This is a genomic window from Paenibacillus pabuli, from assembly GCF_039831995.1.
GTDB classification, from domain to species: domain Bacteria; phylum Bacillota; class Bacilli; order Paenibacillales; family Paenibacillaceae; genus Paenibacillus; species Paenibacillus pabuli_C.
Genome location: NZ_JBDOIO010000003.1, coordinates 1859339 through 1883422, shown reverse-complemented (window position 1 = coordinate 1883422; position 24084 = coordinate 1859339). Strand labels below are relative to the sequence as shown.

The 24084-nt window shown below is 47.8% G+C and carries 15 protein-coding genes; 14 read left to right on the top strand and 1 reads right to left on the bottom strand.

The genetic code is table 11. The features are described 5' to 3' along the window. Window positions 1-214: 214 nt before the first annotated feature. From ABGV42_RS10435 to ABGV42_RS10385, 11 genes are all read left to right on the top strand, one after another. Window positions 215-1105, top strand: coding sequence for an ABC transporter permease (locus ABGV42_RS10435; protein WP_347381599.1), 891 nt, complete (start codon window positions 215-217; stop codon window positions 1103-1105). 30 nt (window positions 1106-1135) lie between these two features. Next, the gene (locus ABGV42_RS10430) at window positions 1136-2014 is read left to right on the top strand and encodes a carbohydrate ABC transporter permease (RefSeq protein WP_347381598.1); all 879 of its coding nucleotides are present in this window, start codon (window positions 1136-1138) and stop codon (window positions 2012-2014) included. Between the two features lie 38 nt (window positions 2015-2052). Next, window positions 2053-3165 carry a glycoside hydrolase family 53 protein gene (locus tag ABGV42_RS10425; RefSeq protein ID WP_347381597.1) on the top strand — a complete coding sequence of 371 codons (1113 nt, stop codon included), beginning with the start codon at window positions 2053-2055 and terminating at the stop codon, window positions 3163-3165. Window positions 3166-3201: 36 nt separating this feature from the next. Further along, on the top strand, window positions 3202-5274 hold the full coding sequence (locus ABGV42_RS10420) for a beta-galactosidase (RefSeq protein WP_347381596.1): 2073 nt from the start codon (window positions 3202-3204) through the stop codon (window positions 5272-5274). Window positions 5275-5450: 176 nt separating this feature from the next. Continuing rightward, window positions 5451-6890, top strand: coding sequence for an NAD-dependent malic enzyme (locus tag ABGV42_RS10415; RefSeq protein WP_347381595.1), 1440 nt, complete (start codon window positions 5451-5453; stop codon window positions 6888-6890). An 80-nt stretch (window positions 6891-6970) separates the two neighbouring features. Continuing rightward, the gene (locus tag ABGV42_RS10410) at window positions 6971-7606 is read left to right on the top strand and encodes an HD domain-containing protein (RefSeq protein WP_347383198.1); all 636 of its coding nucleotides are present in this window, start codon (window positions 6971-6973) and stop codon (window positions 7604-7606) included. A 356-nt stretch (window positions 7607-7962) separates the two neighbouring features. Further along, window positions 7963-9027, top strand: coding sequence for an FUSC family protein (locus ABGV42_RS10405; protein ID WP_347381594.1), 1065 nt, complete (start codon window positions 7963-7965; stop codon window positions 9025-9027). A gap of 129 nt (window positions 9028-9156) precedes the next feature. After that, complete coding sequence (locus ABGV42_RS10400) at window positions 9157-9618, top strand: pyridoxamine 5'-phosphate oxidase family protein (RefSeq protein WP_347381593.1); 462 nt, start codon at window positions 9157-9159, stop codon at window positions 9616-9618. A gap of 275 nt (window positions 9619-9893) precedes the next feature. Continuing rightward, the gene (gene helD / locus ABGV42_RS10395) at window positions 9894-12269 is read left to right on the top strand and encodes an RNA polymerase recycling motor HelD (protein WP_347381592.1); all 2376 of its coding nucleotides are present in this window, start codon (window positions 9894-9896) and stop codon (window positions 12267-12269) included. 284 nt (window positions 12270-12553) lie between these two features. After that, window positions 12554-14410: an adenine deaminase gene (locus ABGV42_RS10390; protein ID WP_347381591.1), complete on the top strand. Its 1857-nt coding sequence runs from the start codon at window positions 12554-12556 to the stop codon at window positions 14408-14410. 420 nt (window positions 14411-14830) lie between these two features. Further along, window positions 14831-15748 carry a hypothetical protein gene (locus tag ABGV42_RS10385; protein WP_347381590.1) on the top strand — a complete coding sequence of 306 codons (918 nt, stop codon included), beginning with the start codon at window positions 14831-14833 and terminating at the stop codon, window positions 15746-15748. An 83-nt stretch (window positions 15749-15831) separates the two neighbouring features. Here ABGV42_RS10385 and ABGV42_RS10380 read toward each other — a convergent pair whose 3' ends face one another. Beyond that, window positions 15832-16746 carry a helix-turn-helix domain-containing protein gene (locus ABGV42_RS10380; protein ID WP_347381589.1) on the bottom strand — a complete coding sequence of 305 codons (915 nt, stop codon included), beginning with the start codon at window positions 16744-16746 and terminating at the stop codon, window positions 15832-15834. A 172-nt stretch (window positions 16747-16918) separates the two neighbouring features. Between ABGV42_RS10380 and yicI the strand changes: the two genes are divergently transcribed. The 3 genes from yicI (at window position 16919) to ABGV42_RS10365 (ending at window position 24011) form a co-directional block, all read left to right on the top strand. Continuing rightward, a complete protein-coding gene (yicI, locus tag ABGV42_RS10375) occupies window positions 16919-19237 on the top strand; it encodes an alpha-xylosidase (RefSeq protein WP_347381588.1) in 2319 nt (772 codons plus the stop codon). A 356-nt stretch (window positions 19238-19593) separates the two neighbouring features. After that, window positions 19594-22521 (top strand): glycoside hydrolase family 3 C-terminal domain-containing protein, encoded by a 2928-nt coding sequence (locus ABGV42_RS10370; RefSeq protein ID WP_347381587.1) that lies wholly within the window; start codon window positions 19594-19596, stop codon window positions 22519-22521. A 191-nt stretch (window positions 22522-22712) separates the two neighbouring features. After that, complete coding sequence (locus ABGV42_RS10365) at window positions 22713-24011, top strand: MFS transporter (protein ID WP_347381586.1); 1299 nt, start codon at window positions 22713-22715, stop codon at window positions 24009-24011. Window positions 24012-24084: the final 73 nt, after the last annotated feature.

Here is a 24084-nt window from a genome sequence, read left to right as displayed (position 1 = left end):
GTGCGCTTTTTGATCGTTGTGGCTGCCATTTTGCTTGATATGGCCGCTAGTCCACAGGGGTGGAATAGCCGCAACTATAGCAAGTCCAAAGTGGTTGCTTTTGTGCCATTTATATTGCTTTTATGTGCTGTTTGACCCATGCAAACGGTTGATATAATCGCAGTATAAGCCACTCAGGAGCACTTGAGTAGGAAGAATTACAGGGGGAGCAATCATGAGAACTTTGAAACGAACTTGGCCATTCCACGTAATGCTGCTGCCAGCCATCATTTTTCTAATCATATTCAGTTATATTCCTATGGGCGGTATTGTCATGGCATTTCAAAACTATAAGCCTTGGCTTGGCATAAGCGGCTCGGAATGGGTCGGGCTGGATAATTTTCGATTCTTGTTCGAACGTCAAGACAGCCTGCAGGTGATTTGGAATACATTGATCATTGCTGTACTTAAACTGATATTTAATCTATTTGTACCCTTTGTTTTTGCCATTTTGTTGAATGAGATTCGCAAGATGGCTATACAACGAACCATTCAGACACTGGTATACCTGCCTCACTTTTTATCCTGGGTTATCTTGGGCGGGATTTTGATCGATCTGCTCTCAACAGGTGGCTTGGTTAACCGGGTGCTGGGCAGCTTCGGACTCGGGCCATACTTTTTCCTTGGTGATAACAGCTGGTTCCGTCCGACGGTCATTCTGACGGATGTGTGGAAAGAATTTGGCTATAACATGATTGTGTTTCTGGCTGCTCTTGCCGGGATTAATCCCGCGCTCTATGAAGCAGCAGAAATTGACGGGGCTGGAAGATGGAAACAAACGCTGCACATCACGATTCCTTCACTTGTGCCGATGCTGATGGTCGTTGGAACACTGGCTCTCGGAAATGTACTTAATGCCGGATTTGACCAGATTTTCAACTTGTATAATCCCCTCGTCTATCAAACGGGTGACATTATTGATACATTCGTCTATCGTTCAGCCATGCAAAATGGTGAGATGGGCTTCGCCACTGCAATCGGATTGTTCAAGTCAGTGATCAGCATGATTTTGATTCTTGTATCCTACAGCTTAGCCAAGAAATACGCCGGATACCGCATATTCTAATCGAATGAACGAAAGAAAGAAGGGACTACGATGTATCACAAATCATTGCCTTATCGCGTGTTTAACATAATCAACACCTGCTTTCTGATTCTGGTTGCCATCATGTGTATCGTACCGATGATTCATGTTCTGGCGGTGTCCTTCAGCTCGAAGGCAGCTGCCGATGCCAATCTGGTTAATCTCTGGCCTGTCGGCTTCTCGCTTGAGGCCTACAAAAAAACGATGAATAATCCAATTTTTCTGAACTCGCTTTGGATCTCCCTGCTTCGTACCGTCATTGGTACAGCGATTACCCTGCTGATTACCTTTTTGGCGGCGTACCCGTTATCTAAAGAAAATAGTGAATTTAAAGGAAGAACGATATATTCATGGATTTTCGTTTTTAGTATGATCTTTAATGGGGGACTGGTTCCGTTCTACATGGTTATTCAGAAGATCGGTCTGATGGATTCCTTCTGGGTGCTGGTACTCCCGGGAGCAGTCAATACCTTCCTGGTCATTCTGATGTTGAACTTCTTCCGCGGTATTCCAAAAGAGCTGGAAGAAGCGGCACTGATGGATGGAGCCAACCATTTCAGAACACTTTTCACGATCTTCCTGCCCATCTCAATGCCATCCATTGCAACAATTGCCTTGTTTAGCATGGTGTTTCACTGGAATTCCTGGTTTGACGGTCTCTTATATATGAATAATGCCAAGGATTATCCACTGGCTACATTTATGCAAACGGTCATTATCGGACGGGATATGAGCAGTATGAGCATGAATCCCAAAGAAATGGAAGCTCTCTCGCAAACCACGGTAAGAGCTGCACAGATCTTTATCGGAAGCGCTCCAATTCTGATTGTGTACCCGTTCCTGCAGCGTTTCTTTGTTAAAGGCATGACACTGGGTTCAGTTAAAGGCTGAGCCTGGTCACGAAATCTAATCCGATGGAGGTTGAACAAGTGAGCAACTTGGAGAAAAAGCCATTCATTCTTGGGATGGATGTGTCTTTTATGGATGAAATTGAACAGCATGGAGGGAGCTACAGCGACGAGGACGGCAAGCAGGAGGACCTGCTGTCCATCCTGAAGCTGAACGGAGCGAGCGCGATTCGGCTGCGGATCTGGAACGATCCTGTGGGGGGATTCTGCAATCTGGAGAGAACCGTAGCGGTTGCCAAACGGATCAAAGAACAAGGGATGCAGTTCCTGCTGGACTTCCATTACTCGGATCGCTGGGCTGATCCGGCCAATCAGTGGAAGCCCAAAGCGTGGGAGAATCTGTCTTATGAGGAGCTTCAGCGGGCCGTATGCACTTACACGGCAGATGTGTTACGCACGTTGAAAGATCATGACGCTTTGCCTGACATGGTACAGGTCGGCAACGAAATTACGCCTGGCATGTTGTGGGACGAAGGACGCGTGAGTGGTGAAGAGCACGACACCGACGAACAGTGGGAACGTTTTGCTGGACTGGTGAAGTACGGCATTGCCGCGGTAAAATCCGTTGATTCCAATATCAACATCATGATCCATATTGATCGTGGCGGTGATAACGTGGAAAGCCGGAAGTTTTACGACCGTTTTGAAGCACTTGGCGTGGAGTTTGATACGATTGGACTCTCGTATTACCCTTGGTGGCATGGCACACTGGATGCGCTGCGTGACAATCTGCACGACCTGGCCGCCAGATACGGCAAACCCATCAATGTGGTTGAAACCGCTTATCCCTGGACACTGGAACAACCTGAAGAGCACGAGTGGATTCTGAATCAGGAAGATCTGCTGCTGCCGGGCTATCCGGCAAGCGTGGAAGGCCAGACACGTTACCTTCGGGATTTGCTGCAAATTATTCGCGAAGTTCCGGGAGGATTGGGCCAAGGATTCTACTATTGGGAACCTGCCTGGATCCCGAGTAAGCCGGAATGGTCTGTTGGACATCCGAACAACTGGGGTAACCTGACGATGTTTGACTTCAAAGGCCGCAAATTGGAATCGTTTACAGCGTTGAAGGCGGATACAACTTCGGAAGAATCCGAAACGGATACGCCGAAGGGTTCGGCATTGATCAAATAGAGAGTAACTAAACATAGAACAAAGGAGACTCGAAGCATGACTTATAAATATCCACCTGTAAGTACGAAGGTGCCACACATGCTGCATGGTGCAGATTATAACCCGGAGCAATGGCTCAAATATCCTGAGGTGCTGGAAGAAGATATCCGCCTGATGAAGCTTGCCAAGTGCAACGTGATGTCCATCGGCATCTTCTCGTGGGTATCCCTTGAACCAGAGGAAGGTGTATACACCTTTGAATGGTTGGATCGTGTTTTGGATAGGTTTGCAGCGAATGGAATTTACGCCTTTCTCGCTACGCCAAGCGGTGCAAGGCCTGCCTGGATGTCGGCCAAGTATCCGGAGGTATTGCGTGTAGGAGCCAATCGGGTTCGTAACCTGCACGGCTTCCGTCATAATCATTGCTATACTTCTCCTGTATACCGGGAAAAAGTAACGGCGATCAATACGAAACTGGCTGAACGTTATTCAGAACATCCTGCGGTGATCGGCTGGCATATATCCAATGAGTTTGGCGGTGATTGCCATTGTGATTATTGTCAGGAGGCGTTTCGCGGCTGGGTGAAACATAAATACGGCACGCTTGATGAGCTGAATCATTCCTGGTGGACCACGTTCTGGAGCCATACGGTAACAGACTGGAGCCAGGTAGAATCTCCTTCGCCGCATGGTGAAACTCAGGTGCATGCGATGAATCTGGACTGGCGCCGATTTGTTACGGATCAGACCGCGGACTTCATCGTGCATGAAACGAAACCGCTCAAGGCAAGTAATCCGGATCTGCCTGTCACCACAAACCTGATGGAATTTTATGAAGGGTTGAACTACTGGAAGTTTGCCGATATTCTGGACTTCCTGTCCTGGGACAGTTACCCGACATGGCATGATGCGGATGAGGAAAATAAACAGGCGTCCCGAATAGCGATGATGCATGATATCGTTCGTTCGATCAAAGGCGGACAGCCGTTCCTGCTGATGGAGAGCACGCCAAGTTCCACGAACTGGCAGGAGACCAGCAAGCTGAAACGTCCAGGCATGCATCTGCTGTCCTCTCTTCAGGCGGTAGCACACGGTTCGGATAGTGTGCAGTACTTCCAATGGAGAAAGAGCAGAGGCTCCAGTGAGAAACTCCATGGCGCTGTCGTGGATCATGTTGGACATGAACACACACGTGTGTTCAAGGATGTGACGGATGTGGGGACGGCTCTCGAAGGAATGGAAGCTGTTGTTGGCACATCCGTTCCGGCTGAAGTGGCCATCATTTTCGACTGGGAGAACCGCTGGGCGGTGAAGGATTCCCAGGGACCACGCAATATTGGCGTGAAGTATGAGGAAACGGTAGAGTGGCATTATGATGCGTTTTGGAAAAAAGGAGTGCCTGTAGACGTGATCGACATGGAAGCCGATCTCTCCAAGTATAGGCTGCTGATCGCACCGATGCTCTATCTCGTGCGGGAAGGTGTAGGCGAACGGATTGAGCAATTTGTTGAAAATGGCGGTACATTCGTCGGAACCTATTGGTCAGGAATCGTGAATGAGAATGATCTCTGCTTCCTGGGAGGTTTCCCGGGACCGCTTCGCAAAACGCTTGGGATCTGGTCCGAAGAGATCGACGGGCTGCATGACCGGGATCAGAATGGTGCCATTCCTGTGAGCGGAAACGAGCTCGGTCTGCAGGCAGAATACGATGCAATTGAATTATGTGATCTCATCCATCTGGAAGGGGCAGAGACTCTGGCAACCTACCGGTCAGACTTCTATGCCGGACGACCTGCGTTAACCGTTAACCGATTGGGATCAGGTAAAGCGTATTATATCGCAACACGCTTCACTGCACCGTTCTATGATGATTTCTATGGCAAGCTCATTACAGATCTGGGAATTGAACGTGCACTCGAAACCAAATTTCCTGCAGGAGTTACTGCGCATCTGCGGACCGATGGTACATCCGATTATGTATTTGTACAGAACTATACGCCGGAAGTTAAGCAACTGGAGCTGGACAATCACGCTTACACGGATTTGCTTCGTGGTGATGAAGTCAATGCCCATTTGGAACTGCAGCCGTATGACATCCATGTATTGAGAAGATCAGCTGAACGAAACTAACAACGATGAGAAAGGCCGTCCTACACGTCAGATCAGACGTAAGGGCGGTCTTTTTTTGTTTGCAGTCATGCAGCGGTTGTCACTTTTTCTGGACAAGATAAAGGAAAAGAGTGCATGTACAGCGAAGAGAAACAGGTAACGTGCAACTCAAGACTTTCAGTCTGGGAGGAATTGGAATGAATCAGAGAAATCTAGACGGCAACAGCATTATTATTCGGCTGGAAATGACAACGAAAGATATCAAGTTTGGCGAAGTGGCCTCGGCCATCTCGGAAGCTGGGGGAGACATCATTGCCATCGACGTGATTTCGACCAATCAGGATGTGAGTGTGCGCGACTTGACGGTTGCGGTAACGGATGCACAGGATAACAGCAAGATTTTAGAAGCGGTACGCCAGCTCAAAGGCGTGTCCATTATTAATGTGTCTGACCGCACGTTTTTGCTGCACCTTGGCGGCAAGATCGAAGTCACTCCCAAAACGCCGATTCATAACCGGGAAGACTTGTCACGTGTCTACACCCCGGATGTAGCTCGTGTTTGTTCGGCAATTGCTGATGAACCCGGTAAGGCGTTCTCACTGACCATCAAGCGGAACACCGTAGCCGTCGTATCTGATGGCAGTGCAGTACTCGGACTGGGGAACATCGGACCTCGTGCAGCGATGCCGGTCATGGAAGGAAAGGCCATGCTGTTTAAGCAGTTTGCAGGTGTGGATGCTTTCCCCATCTGCCTGGATACACAGGATACCGAGGAGATCATTCGCACGGTGAAAGCGATTTCACCAGCATTTGGCGGTATTAATCTGGAGGATATCTCATCTCCACGTTGTTTTGAAATCGAACGTCGGCTGAATGAGGAACTGGACATTCCGGTGTTTCATGATGATCAGCATGGTACGGCCGTCGTGTTATATGCGGGCCTGATTAACGCGCTCAAACTTGTAGGCAAATCCATTAACGATGTGAAAATCGTCGTCTGCGGTATTGGCGCCGCGGGGGTGGCTTGCAGCAATATTCTCCTGTCAGCTGGAGCAGGCCGGTTGATTGGTGTTGACCGCGAGGGAGCGCTAGTGCGGACGCAGACCTATGAGAATGAGGTATGGAGTGATTATGCTTCCCGAACCAATCCGGAGCTGGAGTCGGGTTCATTGCGGGATGTCATTCGAGGAGCAGACGTATTTATCGGATTATCCCGTGGCAATCTGTTAACCCGCGAAGATGTGCAATCCATGGCTGACGACCCAATCGTATTTGCGATGGCGAATCCGGTACCGGAGATTATGCCAGCTGTGGTGGAGGATATCGTGGCTGTCATGGCTACAGGCCGTTCGGATTATCCGAATCAGATTAATAATGTGCTTTGTTTCCCGGGGATGTTCAGAGCTGTTCTGGATTGCCGGGCGACGGAGATTAATGAAGAAATGAAACTTGCAGCAGCCAAGGCCATTGCTTCTTCCATCTCGGATGAGGAGCGTACACGCTATTATATTATTCCGAGCGTATTCAATGAGAAGGTGGTCAAGTCAATCCGTAAGCGCGTAGTTGAAGCAGCAGTGAGAACTGGTGTAGCCCGGCGCGTACCGCGTGAACAGGCCCGAGAAGGCGGGGAAGAGTAAACGTGGACGACAACTCCAATTGGACAATACATTCATCCGGATCTCTTGATCATGTAGATGGGACATCTGCTGGAGAGGCCATCCTTCGTGCCGCCAGAGCCTTTGTTCAAGGAGATTTAGCCAAGCATAGTGACGGACATGATTGGCAGCATATTGAACGAGTTACGGCGCTTGCTGTTGAGCTTGCCCATCGAATGGGGGCAGATCCTTTTGTCTGTGAGCTCGCTGCATTGCTGCATGACGTGCCGGATGAGAAACTGAACGAAAGTCTGGAAGCCGGGATGGAGAAGCTCAACGGGTGGCTGGATCATCAGCACCTTGAGCCATCCACCCGGGAAGCTGTCGTTAACATTATCAGCACAATCTCCTATGCAGGAGGACAGCGTCCTGTCGTATCTTCGCTGGAAGCACAAGTTGTGCAGGATGCAGACCGGCTGGATGCGCTTGGAGCCATAGGCATCGCACGCACGTTTGCTTTTGCGGGGGCCAGGGGCCGTGAAATGTATGATCCAGCCCTTCCGCCGCGGGAGCAGATGACCCGGGAGGAATACCGGAATGGACGGAGCACGACTATTAATCACTTTTACGAGAAACTGTTTAAACTTAAGGATCTCATGAATACATCCTATGGCAAGGAACTGGCAGAACAGCGCCATGCGTTTATGGTGGAGTTCGTGGAACAGTTCAAGCGGGAGTGGGAAGGAACTGATCGTTAAGCTGCATTGTATGCTGCGGACGATAACCAATACACTGGCAAACTTTTGGCGTGGTATAAACCGCGTTCCAAAGGTTTGCCTTTTTTTTGCAAAAAACAGGTTATCGAATTATGTGAAGTAAACATTATGAGGAATCACGTGGTAACCACAGAGCGTCCGTGGTAAAATAAGTCGTTCTGATAAAATTGTTGATGAAGTTACATGGCTATGGAACATTAAAAGGGGCTGCTGTTATCGTTAATGGATGAAAAAGTGGAATAATGGATGAAAATAATTCAACAAAAAAAGAAATACGGGGTAATAATGATTATTAATAGGTTAGTTCAAAATGAGAGTACAGGTAAGGAGGGGTTACCGTGTCGTTTGGAGCACGCGTGCTTAAGACAGGAATTGCGGTAACGCTTGCTCTGTACCTAAGCATGTTCTTGAATCCGCAGTCACCGGTACCGGCTGCCATAGCTGCTATCTTCGCGATGCAGCCATCGATTTATCGTTCCTGGAAGTATTTCCTGGATCAATTGCAGACAACCACGCTGGGAGCCATTGTTGCCCTCCTGGGCGGTATGGTATTGTCCAATGAGCCAATCGCTGTGGGATTGATCATTGTGCTTGTTATCATGATTTGTCTTAAATTGAATATGGGTGAGACCGTAGGGCTAACTCTGGTTACAGTTGTTTCCATTATGGAAGCTTCAGGTGACTGGCACTTTGCATTGAACCGGTTCCTGCTGACGCTTGTGGGTATTGTATCCGCGTTTCTCATTAACATCACGGTGTTTCCGCCTAAACCCAAGGTGCAGTTCGTGAAGCAGATCCAGAATGTGTTCAACAGCATGTCATTGCTGTTACGCACGTCCATCTCCGATGAGATCAAGGAAGTCGTATTCAGGGATGAGAAGGGCAGTCTGGGCGGTTCCATTAAATCGCTGACGGATAAATACAATTTGTTCGAGGAAGAACAGAAGAAGATGAAACGTTCCAAATTCAGCGAGACCCGGCAGATGGTTGTGTATAAACAAATGCTGCTGAGCTTGCAAAAAGGGTATGATGTGCTCGATTCCGTGGAACGGCATTATTTCCAGGCACAGCGGACGCCGGAAATGGATGAGTTTTTTGATACACACCTGGAGCTGGTCATTAAATTTCACGAGCACGCACTGCTCAAATTCGAGGATAAGTTGAAGCCAAACGGTGAAGAGGCGGCGCAGTTTATATTGGATAACGATCGATTCATGGAACAAGCCATATCCCAGTTTGATGTTGATCAGGAAGGTATGCTGAGACTATCCATCGTTGCTGCAGCAATATATGACTACGGGTATCAGCTGGAACGACTCAACAGGCTGGCTGAACATGTGCATAGTTCAAGTGAAGACAACGAGTCACAGGATAAAATTCTGAACTGGCTCAAATGGCCTTAGCGGCAATTGCACACAGGCTTCCCGATCAGATACAATGGAAATACAACGTGTAGCCCGGACAACTGTGTCCGGGTTGTTTTGTATACATAACGAATGAATTTCAATCTTAGCGAACCGAGGGAGAATAATATGAACGATAAACATCTTGATCCAGAACTGGTTGACTGGCTGAGTGGTAATCAATTGGAGAGGAAACAGCATGATGCCATGCAGCTGTTAACCATGTCGGAGGATGGATGGCCGCATCAGGCCATGATTAGCGTGGGTGAGATAATCGCCATCAACCCGGATACGCTTAGATTCGCACTATGGCCAGGGACCCAAACAAGTATGAATATGAACAGAACAGGCAAGGCTACCTTGATTGCCGTACATGAGCATAGGCTGTTGTATGTGCGCTTGGAGATCAGTGCACTTCCTCCGTTGAAGGAAGCCATCCATCCTAGAGATCGGTATGAGGCTCACGTGGCGGGCGTAAGGGTGGATCGTGCTCCCTATGCTGACATCACCACTGGAATCACGTTTCAATTAAAAGACGAGGTGGCATCCATATCAAGATGGAAAGAGACGATTGCAGAATTGCGTCAATAGAAGACAACCATATCTATATTCATCCAATTCGAGGGTAATAATAAAGAGGTCTGTTTAATCGATGACCATAATATTTAAAGGTAGAAACAACAAAGAACGCCTCCGCTTGCATCGGGACGCTGTCACTGGTACAATAAAAAATGGTTTTCAGAAAATTAGAACTAATTAACATAAAATTAAAATGTTTACTTTCTAATTAATTATACCATAGCCTTTTCGGGCTTGTCAAATGGGCTTTTGAGACACCATCCGGGGAAAGAGGGGCGTATTAACATATGAGTAATGACCAGCAATGGAGCGAGGAGCAGCGGCGGGTAGATACAGTAACCGATCAGATCGAGCGGAAAATAACCAACCTTGAAAAGGAGGTAGGTTCCTTCCGGGATGAAGTTGTGGAGATGAGAAAGGACTTCTGGGATGAAGTCACCATGAACTTCAGTGAAGCGGATGATGTTGGGGAAACATCCACCAGTATGCGGCAGCAATCGCAGGTCCTGTCTGATCGGGAACGCAGTCATTTGAATACGGCTGCTGCGCTGGACAAAATGAAACGACTGCATCACTCGCCGTATTTTGGACGTATCGATTTTAAGGAAGACGGTTATCCGCAAGCAGAACGGATCTATCTCGGTATTGCTTCACTGCTTGATGAGAAGGAAGAATCCTTTCTGGTCTACGACTGGAGAGCACCGATATCCAATCTGTATTACGATGGCGCCCCAGGACCGATCACTTATGATACACCGAGCGGTGAAATCAGCGGCAATATTGAAATGAAACGACAGTTTGTCATTCGGGACGGGCGTATCCGTTTTATGTTTGATACCGGGGTTACGATTGGGGATGAGCTGCTGCAGGCGGTGCTGAGCCGGACATCGGATGCACAGATGAAGAGTATTGTGGCGACCATTCAGAAGGAACAGAACCGAATTATCCGTAATGACCGTACACGAATGCTGATTGTACAGGGAGCAGCCGGCAGTGGTAAAACTTCAGCCGCACTTCAGCGCGTAGCCTATCTTTTATACAAATATCGCGAGCATTTGCAGGCAGACCAGATGGTGCTTTTTTCGCCGAACCCGATGTTTAACAGTTACGTATCGACGGTACTGCCTGAGCTTGGGGAAGAAAATATGCTGCAAACGACGTTTCAGGAGTACCTGGAACGCAGGCTTGGCCGCGAATATCAGCTGGAGGATCCGTTCATTCAGCTCGAATATGTTCTTTCCAATACGGAAGATCCAGGTTACACGGCGCGCATGTCAGGGATCCGTTTCAAGTCTTCCGAATCGTTTCTGAAAGTGATTACGCGATTCAAGGACAGCCTCATGTCGGACGGCATGAAATTCAAACCGGTGCGCTTCCAGGGACAGGCGGTTGTCACAGCGGAGGCGATGGCCGAGAAATTCTACAGCTTCGGGTCATCGGTGAAGCTTGTGAATCGTCTGGAGATGCTGAGGGACTGGATGCTGAAGGAATTGTCGGCGTTTGGTAAAAGCGAATTGGAGGCACCTTGGGTTGATCAGCAGTTGGATCTCATGGAGCCGGAAGATCTGCAGCGTGCTTATCAGCGGCTAAAACGCAAACAAAAAGAGAAAGTGGATACGTTTGATGATTTTGCACAGGAAAGAGAGATCTTGGCCCGTATGGTGGTTAGTGATCGGCTCAAGCCCTTGCGCAAGTGGATCAAATCGCTGCGATTCGTTGATGTTCGCCAGTTATATACGCATCTGTTCCAGGACCAGGCACAAATGATTCGACTTCTGGAAGGCGAAGCACTGCCTACCCACTGGGAAGAAATCTGCAGCATGACACTTCGCCGAATGAAGGTACAGGAACTGGCCTATGAGGATATTACACCTTATCTCTATTTGCGGGAGCTTCTGCTTGGATTCCATATCAACTCGAATATCAGGCATGTGATTATTGACGAGGCGCAGGATTATTCTGCGTTTCAGCTAGCCTTCATGAAGAGACTGTTTCCACGGGCGAAAATAACGGCTTTGGGTGATTTTAATCAGGCGATCTATGCCCATTCTTCAGTGCTCAGTGGTACTGGACCACTGACAAACCTGTATGGGCCGGAGAATACCGAGGTGATTGAACTTACGCGGAGCTACCGTTCAACACAGGAGATTGTGGAGTTTACAAGGGGAATGGTTCCTGGTGGGGAAGAGATCATTCCGTTCAATCGCAGCGGCGAGAAGCCGGCAGTCAATGTGTCATCCGATTCTGAGGAGCATATGAAGAGGATTACGGCGGATCTTAGCTATCTCATTCAGGAAGAGTATGAATCGGTTGCGGTAATCTGTAAGACGGCAGAAGAGAGCAGGGAAGTGCATGAGGCGTTAAGCCGCGTTCTGCCTACAGCACCGAAATTGATCAAAAAGACAACACTTGCCTTCGAACGGGGTGTACATGTCATACCTGCATACCTTGCAAAAGGAGTGGAGTTTGATGCGGTGCTGATCTATGACGGTTCTGCAGAACAATATGCACAAGAGCACGAACGCAAGCTGTTTTATACGGCGTGTACCCGAGCGATGCACCTGCTGCATGTATACAGCCTTGGTAAACCAAGTCCGTTCATAACTTCACAACCGCAGCAATTATATGCCATGAACCATGTATCTGCTGCCCAAGCGGATTAAACAAAGGTGATCCTTATAACGTAAGAGAAGACTTCCGTTCCCTCGAACGGGAGTTTTTCTATGTATGGCAAGGTTTCGACAGAGTTAAACTGAATGCGAGAGCTGGGGCTGGATAACCTTTCCTGACATCAGACTGAATGGGTTTAGCTCCGTCGATAATTATTGTGCTTGAATTTGTCTTCATGCACAATTGGTGGGAATTTTCTTTACACATGCCGTGCGGACTCATATAATCGTAACAATATATTTTTTTGGGATCGTTAATGAATGAAGGAGGCAGTGGCATGAACAAACCATCTTTTGAACGGCCATTAATGGCAGACTGTGTACCTGATCTGGTAGCAACAGCGCGGGGAGATCTGAAGGCGACATTAGTCATTCGGGGAGGGACGCTGGTCAATGTCATCTCAGGTGAAATTTTGCCGGATATGTCGGTTGCGGTGCAGGGAGCGCGAATTGCCTATGTTGGCAAGGATGTGAGCCATACGATCGGAGAACATACACGCATCATCGAAGCAGAAGGAAGATACATTGCTCCAGGATTGCTGGATGGACATTGCCACATCGAGAGCACCCAGATGAAGGTGACTGAGTTTGCGAGAGCCGTGCTGCCTTCGGGTACAACCGGTGGTTTTTTTGACCCGCATGAGATTTCCAACGTTCTTGGACTCAAGGGTCTGCGGCTTATGCTGGACGAAGCGAGAACTACACCAATGGCTGCCTATATGCAGGTGGCTTCCTGTGTGCCTTCAACACATCCTGGCTTGGAGACGACAGGGGCTTACATTGGACCTGAGGAAGTGGCTGAGGCTCTCTCCTGGGGACCTGACATGATTGGGCTTGGTGAAGTCATGAATTTCCCGGGTGTCGTGTACGGGGATGAATCGATGATCGGAGAAATCCAAGCTACGCTGCGGGCCGGCAAGGTGGCGGACGGTCACTTTACCTGGGCAGCGGACGATTGGCGTTTACCTGTCTATGCAGCAAGTGGTGTTACTGGAGATCATGAATGTGTAACGAAGGAAGATGTATTGGAGCGTCTGCGACTCGGCATGTATGCCAAAATGCGCCAGGGATCGGCGTGGCATGATGTTGCCGAAACCATCAAAGCCTGTACTGAACTCGGGCTGGATACTCGCCGAATGATGCTGGTGACCGATGATCGGAGTTCTGAATCGCTGCTCAAAGAAGGACATATGGACTTTGTCGTTCGTTTGGCCATTTCACAGGGTGTCAAACCTGTAACTGCGTTCCAAATGGCAACGATAAACACAGCTGAACGTTTCGGTGTGGCACGTGATATTGGTGCGGTTATCCCGGGCAATATAGCTGATATCATTTTGCTGGATGGCCGACTGGCAGATGTGCGTGTGGGCATGACCATTGCTGCCGGGCATATTGTCGCAGAGAAGGGGAAGATGTCTGCCGTTTGGGATAGCTTCACTTATCCGGAAGAAGCGCTGAATACGGTGAAACTGGAAGCCAATATTCAGCCGAAGGACATGGAACTGGCAGCGCCGATTACTGAGGGGACCCTTGGGGCGAAGATCATTCATGTGACCGAAAACCATGTGGATACCAAAGAGAAACATGTTCCTGTACAAGTGCAAAATGGTCAGGTGGTTGTGTCCACGACGGGGGATATCTGCAAAATTGCTGTACTGGAACGACATAAACGAACCGGAAACAAGGCAGTTGCTCTCGTTGGCGGCATTGGATTCACACGTCCTGCAGCCATTGCTATGACGGTAGCTCATGACAGTCACAATCTTCTAATTATCGGTAACGATGATGCCTTGATGGCTGAGGCAGGTAATCGCGTGATTTGCATGCAAGGCGGGGTAGCCGTGATTACGGATGAAGGATTAACCGAGTTTCCGCTTCGGATCGCAGGATTAATGTCCACTGAGCCATTTGAAGAGGTCGCTGCACAATCCGCTGCAATCAGTGAAGCACTGCAATCTGCAGGCTGTACTCTGAATAATGCGTTTATGACACTTTCCCTGCTTGCTCTGGTTGTTATTCCCGAGCTGCGTTTGTCGGATAAGGGGTTAGTACGTATCTCGGCAGACGGAATTGAACTGGTAACGCTATTTGATGAGATCACGGACAGCAGCCCCATTACACCTGCGGGAACTTAATAGGAGAAAGTGTTCTCTCGCTGGTTTTTATGCAAATGATGAACAGAAAATAACATAACATGGATGGATGAAGTGAAAGTCGCCCTTAGGGCGGCTTTTTTTCGTGTTCCTTTGAGAAAACGCTTCCTGGGCCTTCTGTTGGTTATTCTGATATGGAAATTACGACAGAAGTTGTGGAAATTATCCGTGTAAATTCAAAAAAAATGAATAAATAAGACTTTAGAACTATGAATACAGAAGTGTGAATTCCCGAAATAATCTTATATGATTCTTTCGTCGTAAGTCTAGAAGATGATATTGCATATGAAAGCAAATGCATAAACGAATTGTTTATCTGATTCATAAAATGAATGGTAAAGCGACAAATATTCTTCCGAATTACGACGATGGAGCGGTAAATTACAAGGGGAGTGTACAAATATGCAAAGCAAGCGGGGGTTTCATTTTATTAAAATCATCAGCTGTTTGGTCCTGATTGCGGGTGTCACGTTCTCATCCAAGAGCATTGCGCAGGGTTCTGTAGAAAGTTATGAATCCATCCATGGCAACGTAGAAGGACCGCTTAGGGCGACTTGGGTTTGGGATACCACTCAGATTGCGAACAATCCGCAAGAGGTGTTGAAATTTGCCGTGGATCACGATATCAACACGATCTATCTGCAGATTAATCGCGATGTGAAGATTCCCTACTATACAGACTTCATTCGGAAGGCCAGAGCTTATAATATCGCTGTCGATGTAATGGACGGAAGAGCGGCTTGGGGACTGACCGAAAGTAGAGAACAAATTGCAAGTTTCCTCGACTGGATCGAAGCCTATCAGAATCAGGTCGAGCCTAACGAGAAATTTGCAGGGATTCATCTCGATATTGAACCACATGTCCATCCGGAGTGGAAAACCAATCAGGCCAGTGTTATTACGCAGTGGCAAGGGAATGTTCAATATATTGTTGACCGCGCTGCCCTGATGAATATGCCTGTGGCTGCAGACTTGCCTTTCTGGCTGGATAACTACAACATTCCGGGTTCAACGATGGCTGTGAGCAGCTGGATGATCCGCAAATTTGATTCCATTACGATTATGGCTTACCGCGATACGGCTGCAGCAATCTATAACGTGGCAAAAGACGAGCTAGCAGAAGCTTCCCTGCTGGGCAAAACAATATCCATTGCCGTAGAGACGAAGCAGAGCAAGGAAGGCGAATTCATTACATTTTATGAGGAAGGCTCAGCGTATATGGAATCTCAGCTTAAGCTGGTGGAGAAGTTGGCGGAAGAGCACTCATCATTCAACGGATTCTCCATACATGAATACTCTTCGTGGAAAACGTTGAAGTAATATACACGGTAACAAAGGCAAAACTATTTAGCTCAAAAAAGAAAAGGTGCTTGCAGCATAATCGCTGTAGGCACCTTTTTCTTTCATATAAGTGCAGGCTCCATGGCCACTTTCTCATAAAACATTTTCCGATACTGCGAGGGGGTGGTATTTTTGTGTTTTTTGAATGTTGTGATGAAATAGCTGAGATGTTCGAAACCGACATCCATGGCAATATCCACGATTTTGTGATCCGTGTTCTCGAGCTGATAACAGGCTTGCTGCACACGGTAGTAGTTAATGTAGTCGACAGGACTTTTCTGCACCATCTGCTTGAAAAAACGACAAAAGTGTCCTTCGCTCATATTGGCCTCATCTGCCAGTTCCTTCAGCTTCAGCGGCTCAGGGTAGCGTTTATGAATGTAGCCAAGCACGGATTTGAGCCGCTCCACTTTGTCATGACTGCCCGTTGGGACGGTACCTTTGACAGGCGCAGGGCGCATGTGGTCAAACATACGGGCGAAAATGAGATACAGATAGGCTTTGGTTGTCATCTCACAGGTCTCCGAACCGTTCGCATGATCAGCGAAGATCTGTTGGAGATGCAGGAGGATCTCGCGCCCCCAGTCATCCTCCGGCTTCATATGAAATGGAGGGATCAGCGTCTTATGAACGAGGGGTCCAATGAACTTCTCCTGTACGGCATCGAAGGTACGGCTGCCCAGCAGCTCCGGACTGAACACGATGGAGGAGAAAACGCAGGGGAGGTCGCTTTTCAAATAGCCTGCATGAATTTCGCCACGGTTGACAAAAATCGCTTCGCCCGCTTTCACCTCCACTGTATTCATGTCAATCTGGAACACTGCGCTGCCTTGGGTAACCATCGTAAATTCCATCTCATCGTGCCAGTGGCAATCCAGAATGCTATCTCCATTTAACTGTTCAATATCCGGATAAACACTGACGGGATACATTGCATTACCGTGAATCCGGTCCTCCCGTAATTGTTCACGTTCCATAGAAGGTTCTCCTTTGATGTTATTATTAATGTAATCGTTTCCATAGATTGGTGATCTTGTTTAAGAATCGGACAGGAAATATCAAAATCGTGATATATTTAGTCAAAATATCGGAAGAAAACCATGATTAATATCAATATTATTATAGTATAACCGAAGGGGGAAAGAAAACATGAAATTTACTGATGGATTCTGGATGACTCGTGAAGGATACCAAATTCAAAACCCGACTGACATTCGTGATATTGTGCAAAAAGGGGATTCTTTGACCGTATATGCGGCAACTAAATATATTCGCACCAAAGGTGACACGTTGAACGGTACATTGCTTAAAGCAACGTACAGCTCACCTATGCCTAACGTTATTCGTGTAACCTTGAATCACCATAAGGGAAGAGTGAATAAAGGGCCTGAATTTGAACTCAACCATCAAGATGTGAATGTTGACATCTCGCAAGATGAACAAGGTGCTGTTTTGAAAAGCGGCAATCTTGAAGTTCAAATTGACAAAACAAAAGGTTGGGACGTCAGCTTCCTTTATGGAGGAAAACGGATTACAGGAAGTGGCCAGAGAGCGGCTGGTTATATTACAGGCCCAACGAAAGAAGCGTATTTCCGCGAGCAGCTTGATCTTGGCGTAGGTGAATACGTTTACGGTCTTGGCGAGCGCTTCACACCGTTTGTTAAGAACGGTCAAGTGGTTGACACTTGGAATGAAGACGGCGGTACAAGCAGCGAGCAGTCCTACAAGAACATTCCTTTCTATTTGTCCAGCAAAGGATATGGCGTATTTGTAAACCATCCTGAACGCGTATCGTATGAGATTGCATCTGAGAATGTATCTAAAGTGCAGTTCAGCGTAGAAGGCGAAACTTTGGAATACTTTATTATCGGCGGTGACAATCCAAAGGATGTACTTGATAATTACACTAAATTAACAGGTAAACCAGCGCTTCCACCGGCATGGACGTTTGGTCTGTGGCTGACAACATCATTCACAACAGATTATGATGAAGCAACGGTTAACCATTTCGTGGACGGCATGGCTGAACGTGATCTTCCACTTTCCGTATTCCATTTTGACTGCTTCTGGATGAAGGAATACCAATGGTCTGATTTCGTATGGGATAAAGAGATGTTCCCGGATCCGGAAGGCATGATTCGCCGTCTGAAAGACAAAGGTCTTAAAATATGTGCTTGGATTAACCCTTATATTGCAGAAAAATCCTACTTGTTTGATGAAGGTATGGAGAACGGTTATCTGGTAAAAACAGCTGATGGCAGCGTATGGCAATGGGATATGTGGCAAGCAGGGATGGCTCTGGTTGATTTCACGAATCCGGATGCTGTTAATTGGTATAAGAGCAAGCTGGAAGTGCTGCTTTATCAAGGTGTAGATTCATTCAAGACAGACTTCGGTGAAAGAATTCCAACCGATGTTGTATACTTTGACGGCTCTGATCCGGTTAAAATGCACAACTACTATACACATCTCTATAACAAAGCTGTATTTGAATTGCTTGAAGAGAAGATTGGCAAGAACGAAGCAGCCCTGTTTGCCCGCTCGGCAACAGCAGGTGGTCAACAGTTCCCGGTTCACTGGGGCGGAGACTGCTCTTCTACGTATGAATCCATGGCTGAATCGCTTCGCGGCGGCTTGTCCCTCGGACTTTCCGGCTTCGGCTTCTGGAGTCATGATATCAGCGGATTTGAAAATACAGCGACCCCTGACGTTTACAAACGCTGGGTACAATTCGGATTGTTGTCTTCTCACAGCCGTTTACACGGAAGTACTTCGTATCGTGTGCCTTGGCTCTTTGACGAGGAATCCGTGGACGTTGTACGTGACTTCACCAAACTTAAAAACAGCCTGATGCCATACCTTTACAATTCTGCTCAGGAATCGACTGTGAAAGGCATTCCGATGATGCGTGCCATGGTGCTGGAATTCCCAGAAGATCCTGCAACATACAGCCTCGATACTCAATACATGTTTGGTGATTCGATCCTTGTTGCGCCAATCTTTAATAAGGAAGGCGATGTAACTTACTACTTGCCAGAAGGAACGTGGACAAACTTCCTTACAGGTGATAAAGTGCAAGGCGGTCGTTTTGTACGTGAGAATCACAACTTCCGCACATTGCCAATGATGATCAAACCAAACAGTTTGGTTGCAGTGGGTGCGACCAATAGCAAACCGGATTATGATTTTGCAAATGACGTTTCCCTGCACTTGTTCGAGCTTGCTGATGGCAACACTGCACAAGCGGTTGTTGTGAATCAACAGGCTGAGCAGGAACTGGTTGTTAACGTAACCCGTAATGGATCTGTTCTGGAGGTGCGTGCTGAAGGTGCAGGCAAACCATGGAATGTGGTTCTGCGCGGCATCGGAAGTGTATCCAGTGTCGAGGGTGGATCTCAGGCTTCTGGTGAACAGGGCGTTGTTGTAACTGCAGCAGCAGGCGTAAGCTCGCTCTCCATTCAATTGTAATTAGCATGTATGACTTAGAGGACGGTACCGCAAGGTGCCGTTCTGTTTGTCTACAACGGAGACAGGCAGAAGTGGTTGCAGCGAGCAAAACATAGTATGATTTAGGATAGACAGAAATGGATAGGGGTATGAAAGCAATTGAGTACCATTTCTACAGGTTTACACCGAGTTATCACGACCGAAATATTACATCAATTGGTAGAGAAACTTTTGGAACCGCTACCAAAGTAAAGGGTTATTCGCTCTTTCAGGGCGGACTATTCAATACAACCTACAGAATACAGCTGGAGCATACAGATTATTCGGAACAATGGAAGATGATCCTTGTACCATATCAATAATTAGGAGGATTTAGTATGAAGGAATATGAACAATACCCCATGTGGGATGCAGCATTGCCGCTCGAACGGCGATTGGATGACCTGATTGAACGTTTAACGATAGAAGAGAAGATCAGCCTGATTCCTACTCGTGAAGCAGCTGTCCCGCGGCTGGGGATTCCTGCATACAACGTTGGGGGTGAAGCTGCCCATGGGGTGGCCTGGAAAGGGGAAGCAACCGTTTTTCCACAGCCTCTCGGACTCTCCAGCACATGGAATACGGCACTCATGCGTGAAATTGGTTCAGTCATTGGAGATGAGGCCAGAGCCTACCACCATCGCGAACCTGAACGCCACGGCTTGACCTTATGGGCACCAACCGTCGATCTGGAGCGTGATCCACGTTGGGGAAGAACAGAAGAAGGCTATGGTGAAGACCCTGTATTAACGGGTGAGATGTCGGCAGCTCTCGTGCAAGGCATGCAGGGGAATCATTCATTTTATTTGAAAATGGTAGCTACCCTGAAGCACTTTTTCGCCAATAATAACGAAAAAGACCGGCTAAATTGTTCATCCAGCATTGATCCGCGGAATTTACGTGAGTACTATCTTAAGGCATTTGAGACACCGTTTGTTGAGGGTGGTGCCTTATCCATGATGACAGCCTATAATTCCATCAACGGGACCCCTGCAATTGAAAGTCCTTATGTGAACGATGTGGTCAAAGGCGAATGGGCTATGCCTGGTTTTATCGTCTGTGACGGAGGAGACCTCTCCCAAACCGTAAACTACCATGGATACCATGCGACGCACGCCGAATCTGCGGCAGGTGCCTTGAAGGCAGGTGTGGATTGCCTGACCGATGAAGTGGATCTGGTGGTCTCTGCATTGGAAGAGGCCCTTGATCGAAATTTACTGGAAGAAGAAGATCTGGACCGGGCTATTCGCAACATATTTGGTGTGCGCATGCGCCTAGGACAACTGGACCGCTCGGGTCTTAATCCATATGCGTCTATACCGGAGTCTGTCCTGTGTGCGCCAGAACATGCCAATTTAAGCTATCGAGCTGCGGTAGAATCCATCGTTTTGCTGAAAAATGAGGGTTTGCTCCCATTAAAGTCTGATGCACTTCGCAAAGTGAGCGTCATTGGACCTCTCGCGGATGCGGTGTTCACCGATTGGTACAGCGGTACGCTGCCGTATCATATCACGGCACTGGATGGTTTGCGGAACCGATTGACTGATACAGAGATCCTCTATGAGGACGGAAATGATCGAATCAGTCTCAAGACTACGGAAGGGCAGGTATTATCCATCGGGGACGAAGGAATCATTGTTGCCGTTCCTGAAGGCAGTGCCGAGGGGGCTACGTTCGTTCACCAGGATTGGGGATGGGGAAGCCATACGCTGCGAAGCGTGAAGAATAATCGTTATGTTACGTTAAACGAGGAAGGTAAATATCAGGCGATTGCACCAGAGATCGGTGGATGGTTTGTGAAGGAAGTCGTGCAATTTGATCCCCAGATCGATGACAGCAGCTTGTTGCGGACGTGGAATGGAATTCCATTGGGCCTTGCTGAACATCAGGGCAAGCATGTTTTGGCACCAGTTACTGCTACACCGGAGGATGGAGTGGAAGCATCAAAAGTGAGTAACTCGGTGATTGGAGCGAAGGAGCCGGTTACACTGGTGAAGCATGTCGAGATAGACGGTATTCAGCGAGCAGTAGCTGCTGCAAAAGCAAGTGATTCAGCTGTTGTGGTTGTCGGCAATAGTCCCTATATTAATGGCAAGGAAGAAATCGATCGGCCAGGTCTCACCCTCCCGTCTGAGCAGATCCGTCTAGTCAAAGAGGTTTGCAAGGTAAATCCGAATACCATTGTAGTGATTGTAGGAAGTTATCCATTTACATTGCAGGAGTTAAAGGACATCGCTCCAGCCATCGTATCCTTGACCCATGCAGGGCAAGAGCTTGGACATGCGGTTGCAGATGTGCTGCTTGGCGCGTATGCTCCGGCAGGTAGACTGAATATGACCTGGTACGAGGATGAATCTCAGCTTCCCGATATGATGGATTACGATATTATTAATAACGGTACGACATATATGTACCATGAGGGTCCGGTACTATATCCATTTGGTCATGGTTTGACTTATTCCCCGTTCGAATATGATGGAATTAGCGCTCAGCGAATAGAAGTAGCATCCGGAACGGATGTGTTGAAAGTTGAAGTGCAAGTCCGAAATGCAGGAGAAGTTGCAAGTGATGAAGTGGTACAAATCTATGGGCACCCGCAGACATCCCGAGTGAAGCGGCCTTTGAAGCAATTAATTGGCTTTAAGCGTATACATCTTGCATCTGGCGAAGTGGAGACGGTATCTTTTGAAATCCCTGTGCAAAAGCTTGCCTTCTGGGATGTCACACGTGAGCGGTACTGCGTGGAGACAGCGACCTGGTCCTTTATGGCTGGACGCTCTTCGGAGGATATTCGTCAGACAACCGATATGGAGATCGAGGGAGAGATTATACCAGCCCGCCGACTGGACTTGCCAACATTTGCAGAAAATTTTGATGAGTATGCAGGTGTGCTCCTGGATGAGTGCCTGGAAGGGCGATCGGCAGTTCGGGTCGTTGCTCCTGGAGAACCATTGTATAAGGAAGATCAGGCCGCCTGGATTGGTTTCCTGAATAACGGAACACAAGGAGCTCATGCATTTGAGGCACGGGTAGCTGCTTTTGGAAAAAATGGTGAACTGCAGATTCGTTCAGGAGCTCCAGATGGACCGGTTCTTGGGACATGTTCTGTGCCCATGAATATATCTGACTCTGCACTGGGTCAAGGTCGTTCTGACATCGAATGGACAACGGTGCAATGCCCGCTCCAACCTGAGCAGGAGCTTGATCGTTTATATATTGTGTTCCAAGGTGGCGCAGCCGTTCAGCAGTTCCAATTAAAATGTTAGCCCTTGCAGCGAACTGAAAACGTTATATTTCACTACGATCATTAATATGCATAGACCGTTCCGGACTCCAAAATCCAGAACGGTTTTTTTACATGCATGCAACTGAACTTTTTTACATATCCCGTATAAACCATTGGCGAACAAACCACACTAACATTGTTGTTTTCCGATCTCGTAAAGGTGGTTAAGGCATGAAAGATAAAAAGTGGGACCTCGTCGCACTTGCTTCCATCCCGGTGATTATGACTTTGGGTAACTCCATGCTAATTCCGATCCTTCCCCAGATTGAGCGTGAACTGAAAGTTTCTTCTTTCAAGGTCAGCATGCTTATCACGGTATACGCAGTAGTTGCCATACTGTTGATTCCGATTGCAGGGTATCTGTCGGATCGATTCGGACGTAAAGCGGTCATTATCCCCAGCCTTATTATTGCTGCAGCAGGGGGTGCCGTAGCGGGCGTAGCTGCATTACTGCTGGACGGAAGCATAGCGTATTGGACTATACTTGGTGGAAGGCTTCTGCAAGGAATAGGCGCAGCTGGGGCCTTTCCCATCGTCATTCCACTTGTTGGCGACATGTTTGACGACGAGAAGCAGGTCAGCAAGAGTTTGGGTATTATCGAAACATCCAATACGTTCGGTAAAGTTATAAGCCCCATTTTGGGTGCTGCACTCGCTGTATGGCTTTGGTACCTGCCGTTTATGGCGATACCGGTGCTCTGTTTGCTTTCACTGGTACTCGTTATTTTTCTGGTGAAAACGCCGAAGAAAAAAGAAAAGCCACCGACCTTCACCGAGTTTGTCTCATCCGTTCGCACAGTGCTTAAAGAAAAAGGCCGCTGGCTATATGCACTCTTTGCCATCGGTGGGATTTGCATGTTTGTTATATTTGGCGTGCTTTTTTATTTGTCGGAAACGCTGGAGTCGGAGTACAAGCTCAAAGGCGTACTTAAGGGTCTTGTGCTTGCAATACCGCTGGCGGCCCTGTGCTTGTCGTCATTCCTCGCAGGCAAATGGATAGGCAAGAGCAAGGTTCGCATGAAATGGGTAGGATTTACGGGACTGGTGATTCTGACCGGCGCTCTGGTCATTATGGGACTCTGGGATAACATTTACCTGGTGGTGGGATTATTCACGCTCGGAAGTGTAGGGATTGGGGCCACGCTCCCATGTCTTGATGCACTGATTACTGAAGGCGTTGACAAAGCGCAGCGCGGTACAATTACAGCCTTGTTCAGCAGTATGCGATTTATTGGCGTTTCTTTGGGGCCGCCGGTGGTATCCCTACTCATTGGGACTTCGCATTTTATTCTCTTTGTTGTAATCGCAGCTTCTGGAGCCGTAGGTGGTCTGCTTACGTTATTTGCGGTTAAGCCGGAAAAAGGGAAACAACCCAACTCAGGGGAAGCCCATGACAAGTTGGAGCAAAATGCGGAGACGAATCATGTACCTCGGCGAGTACCCGTTAGGCGAAAGAAAAGTCCTTTTTAATAATCTGCAAATTTAACAAAAACGCGTTTGCTGGTGAGAACATACTTCTCAACTGGCAAACGCGTTTTTTAAT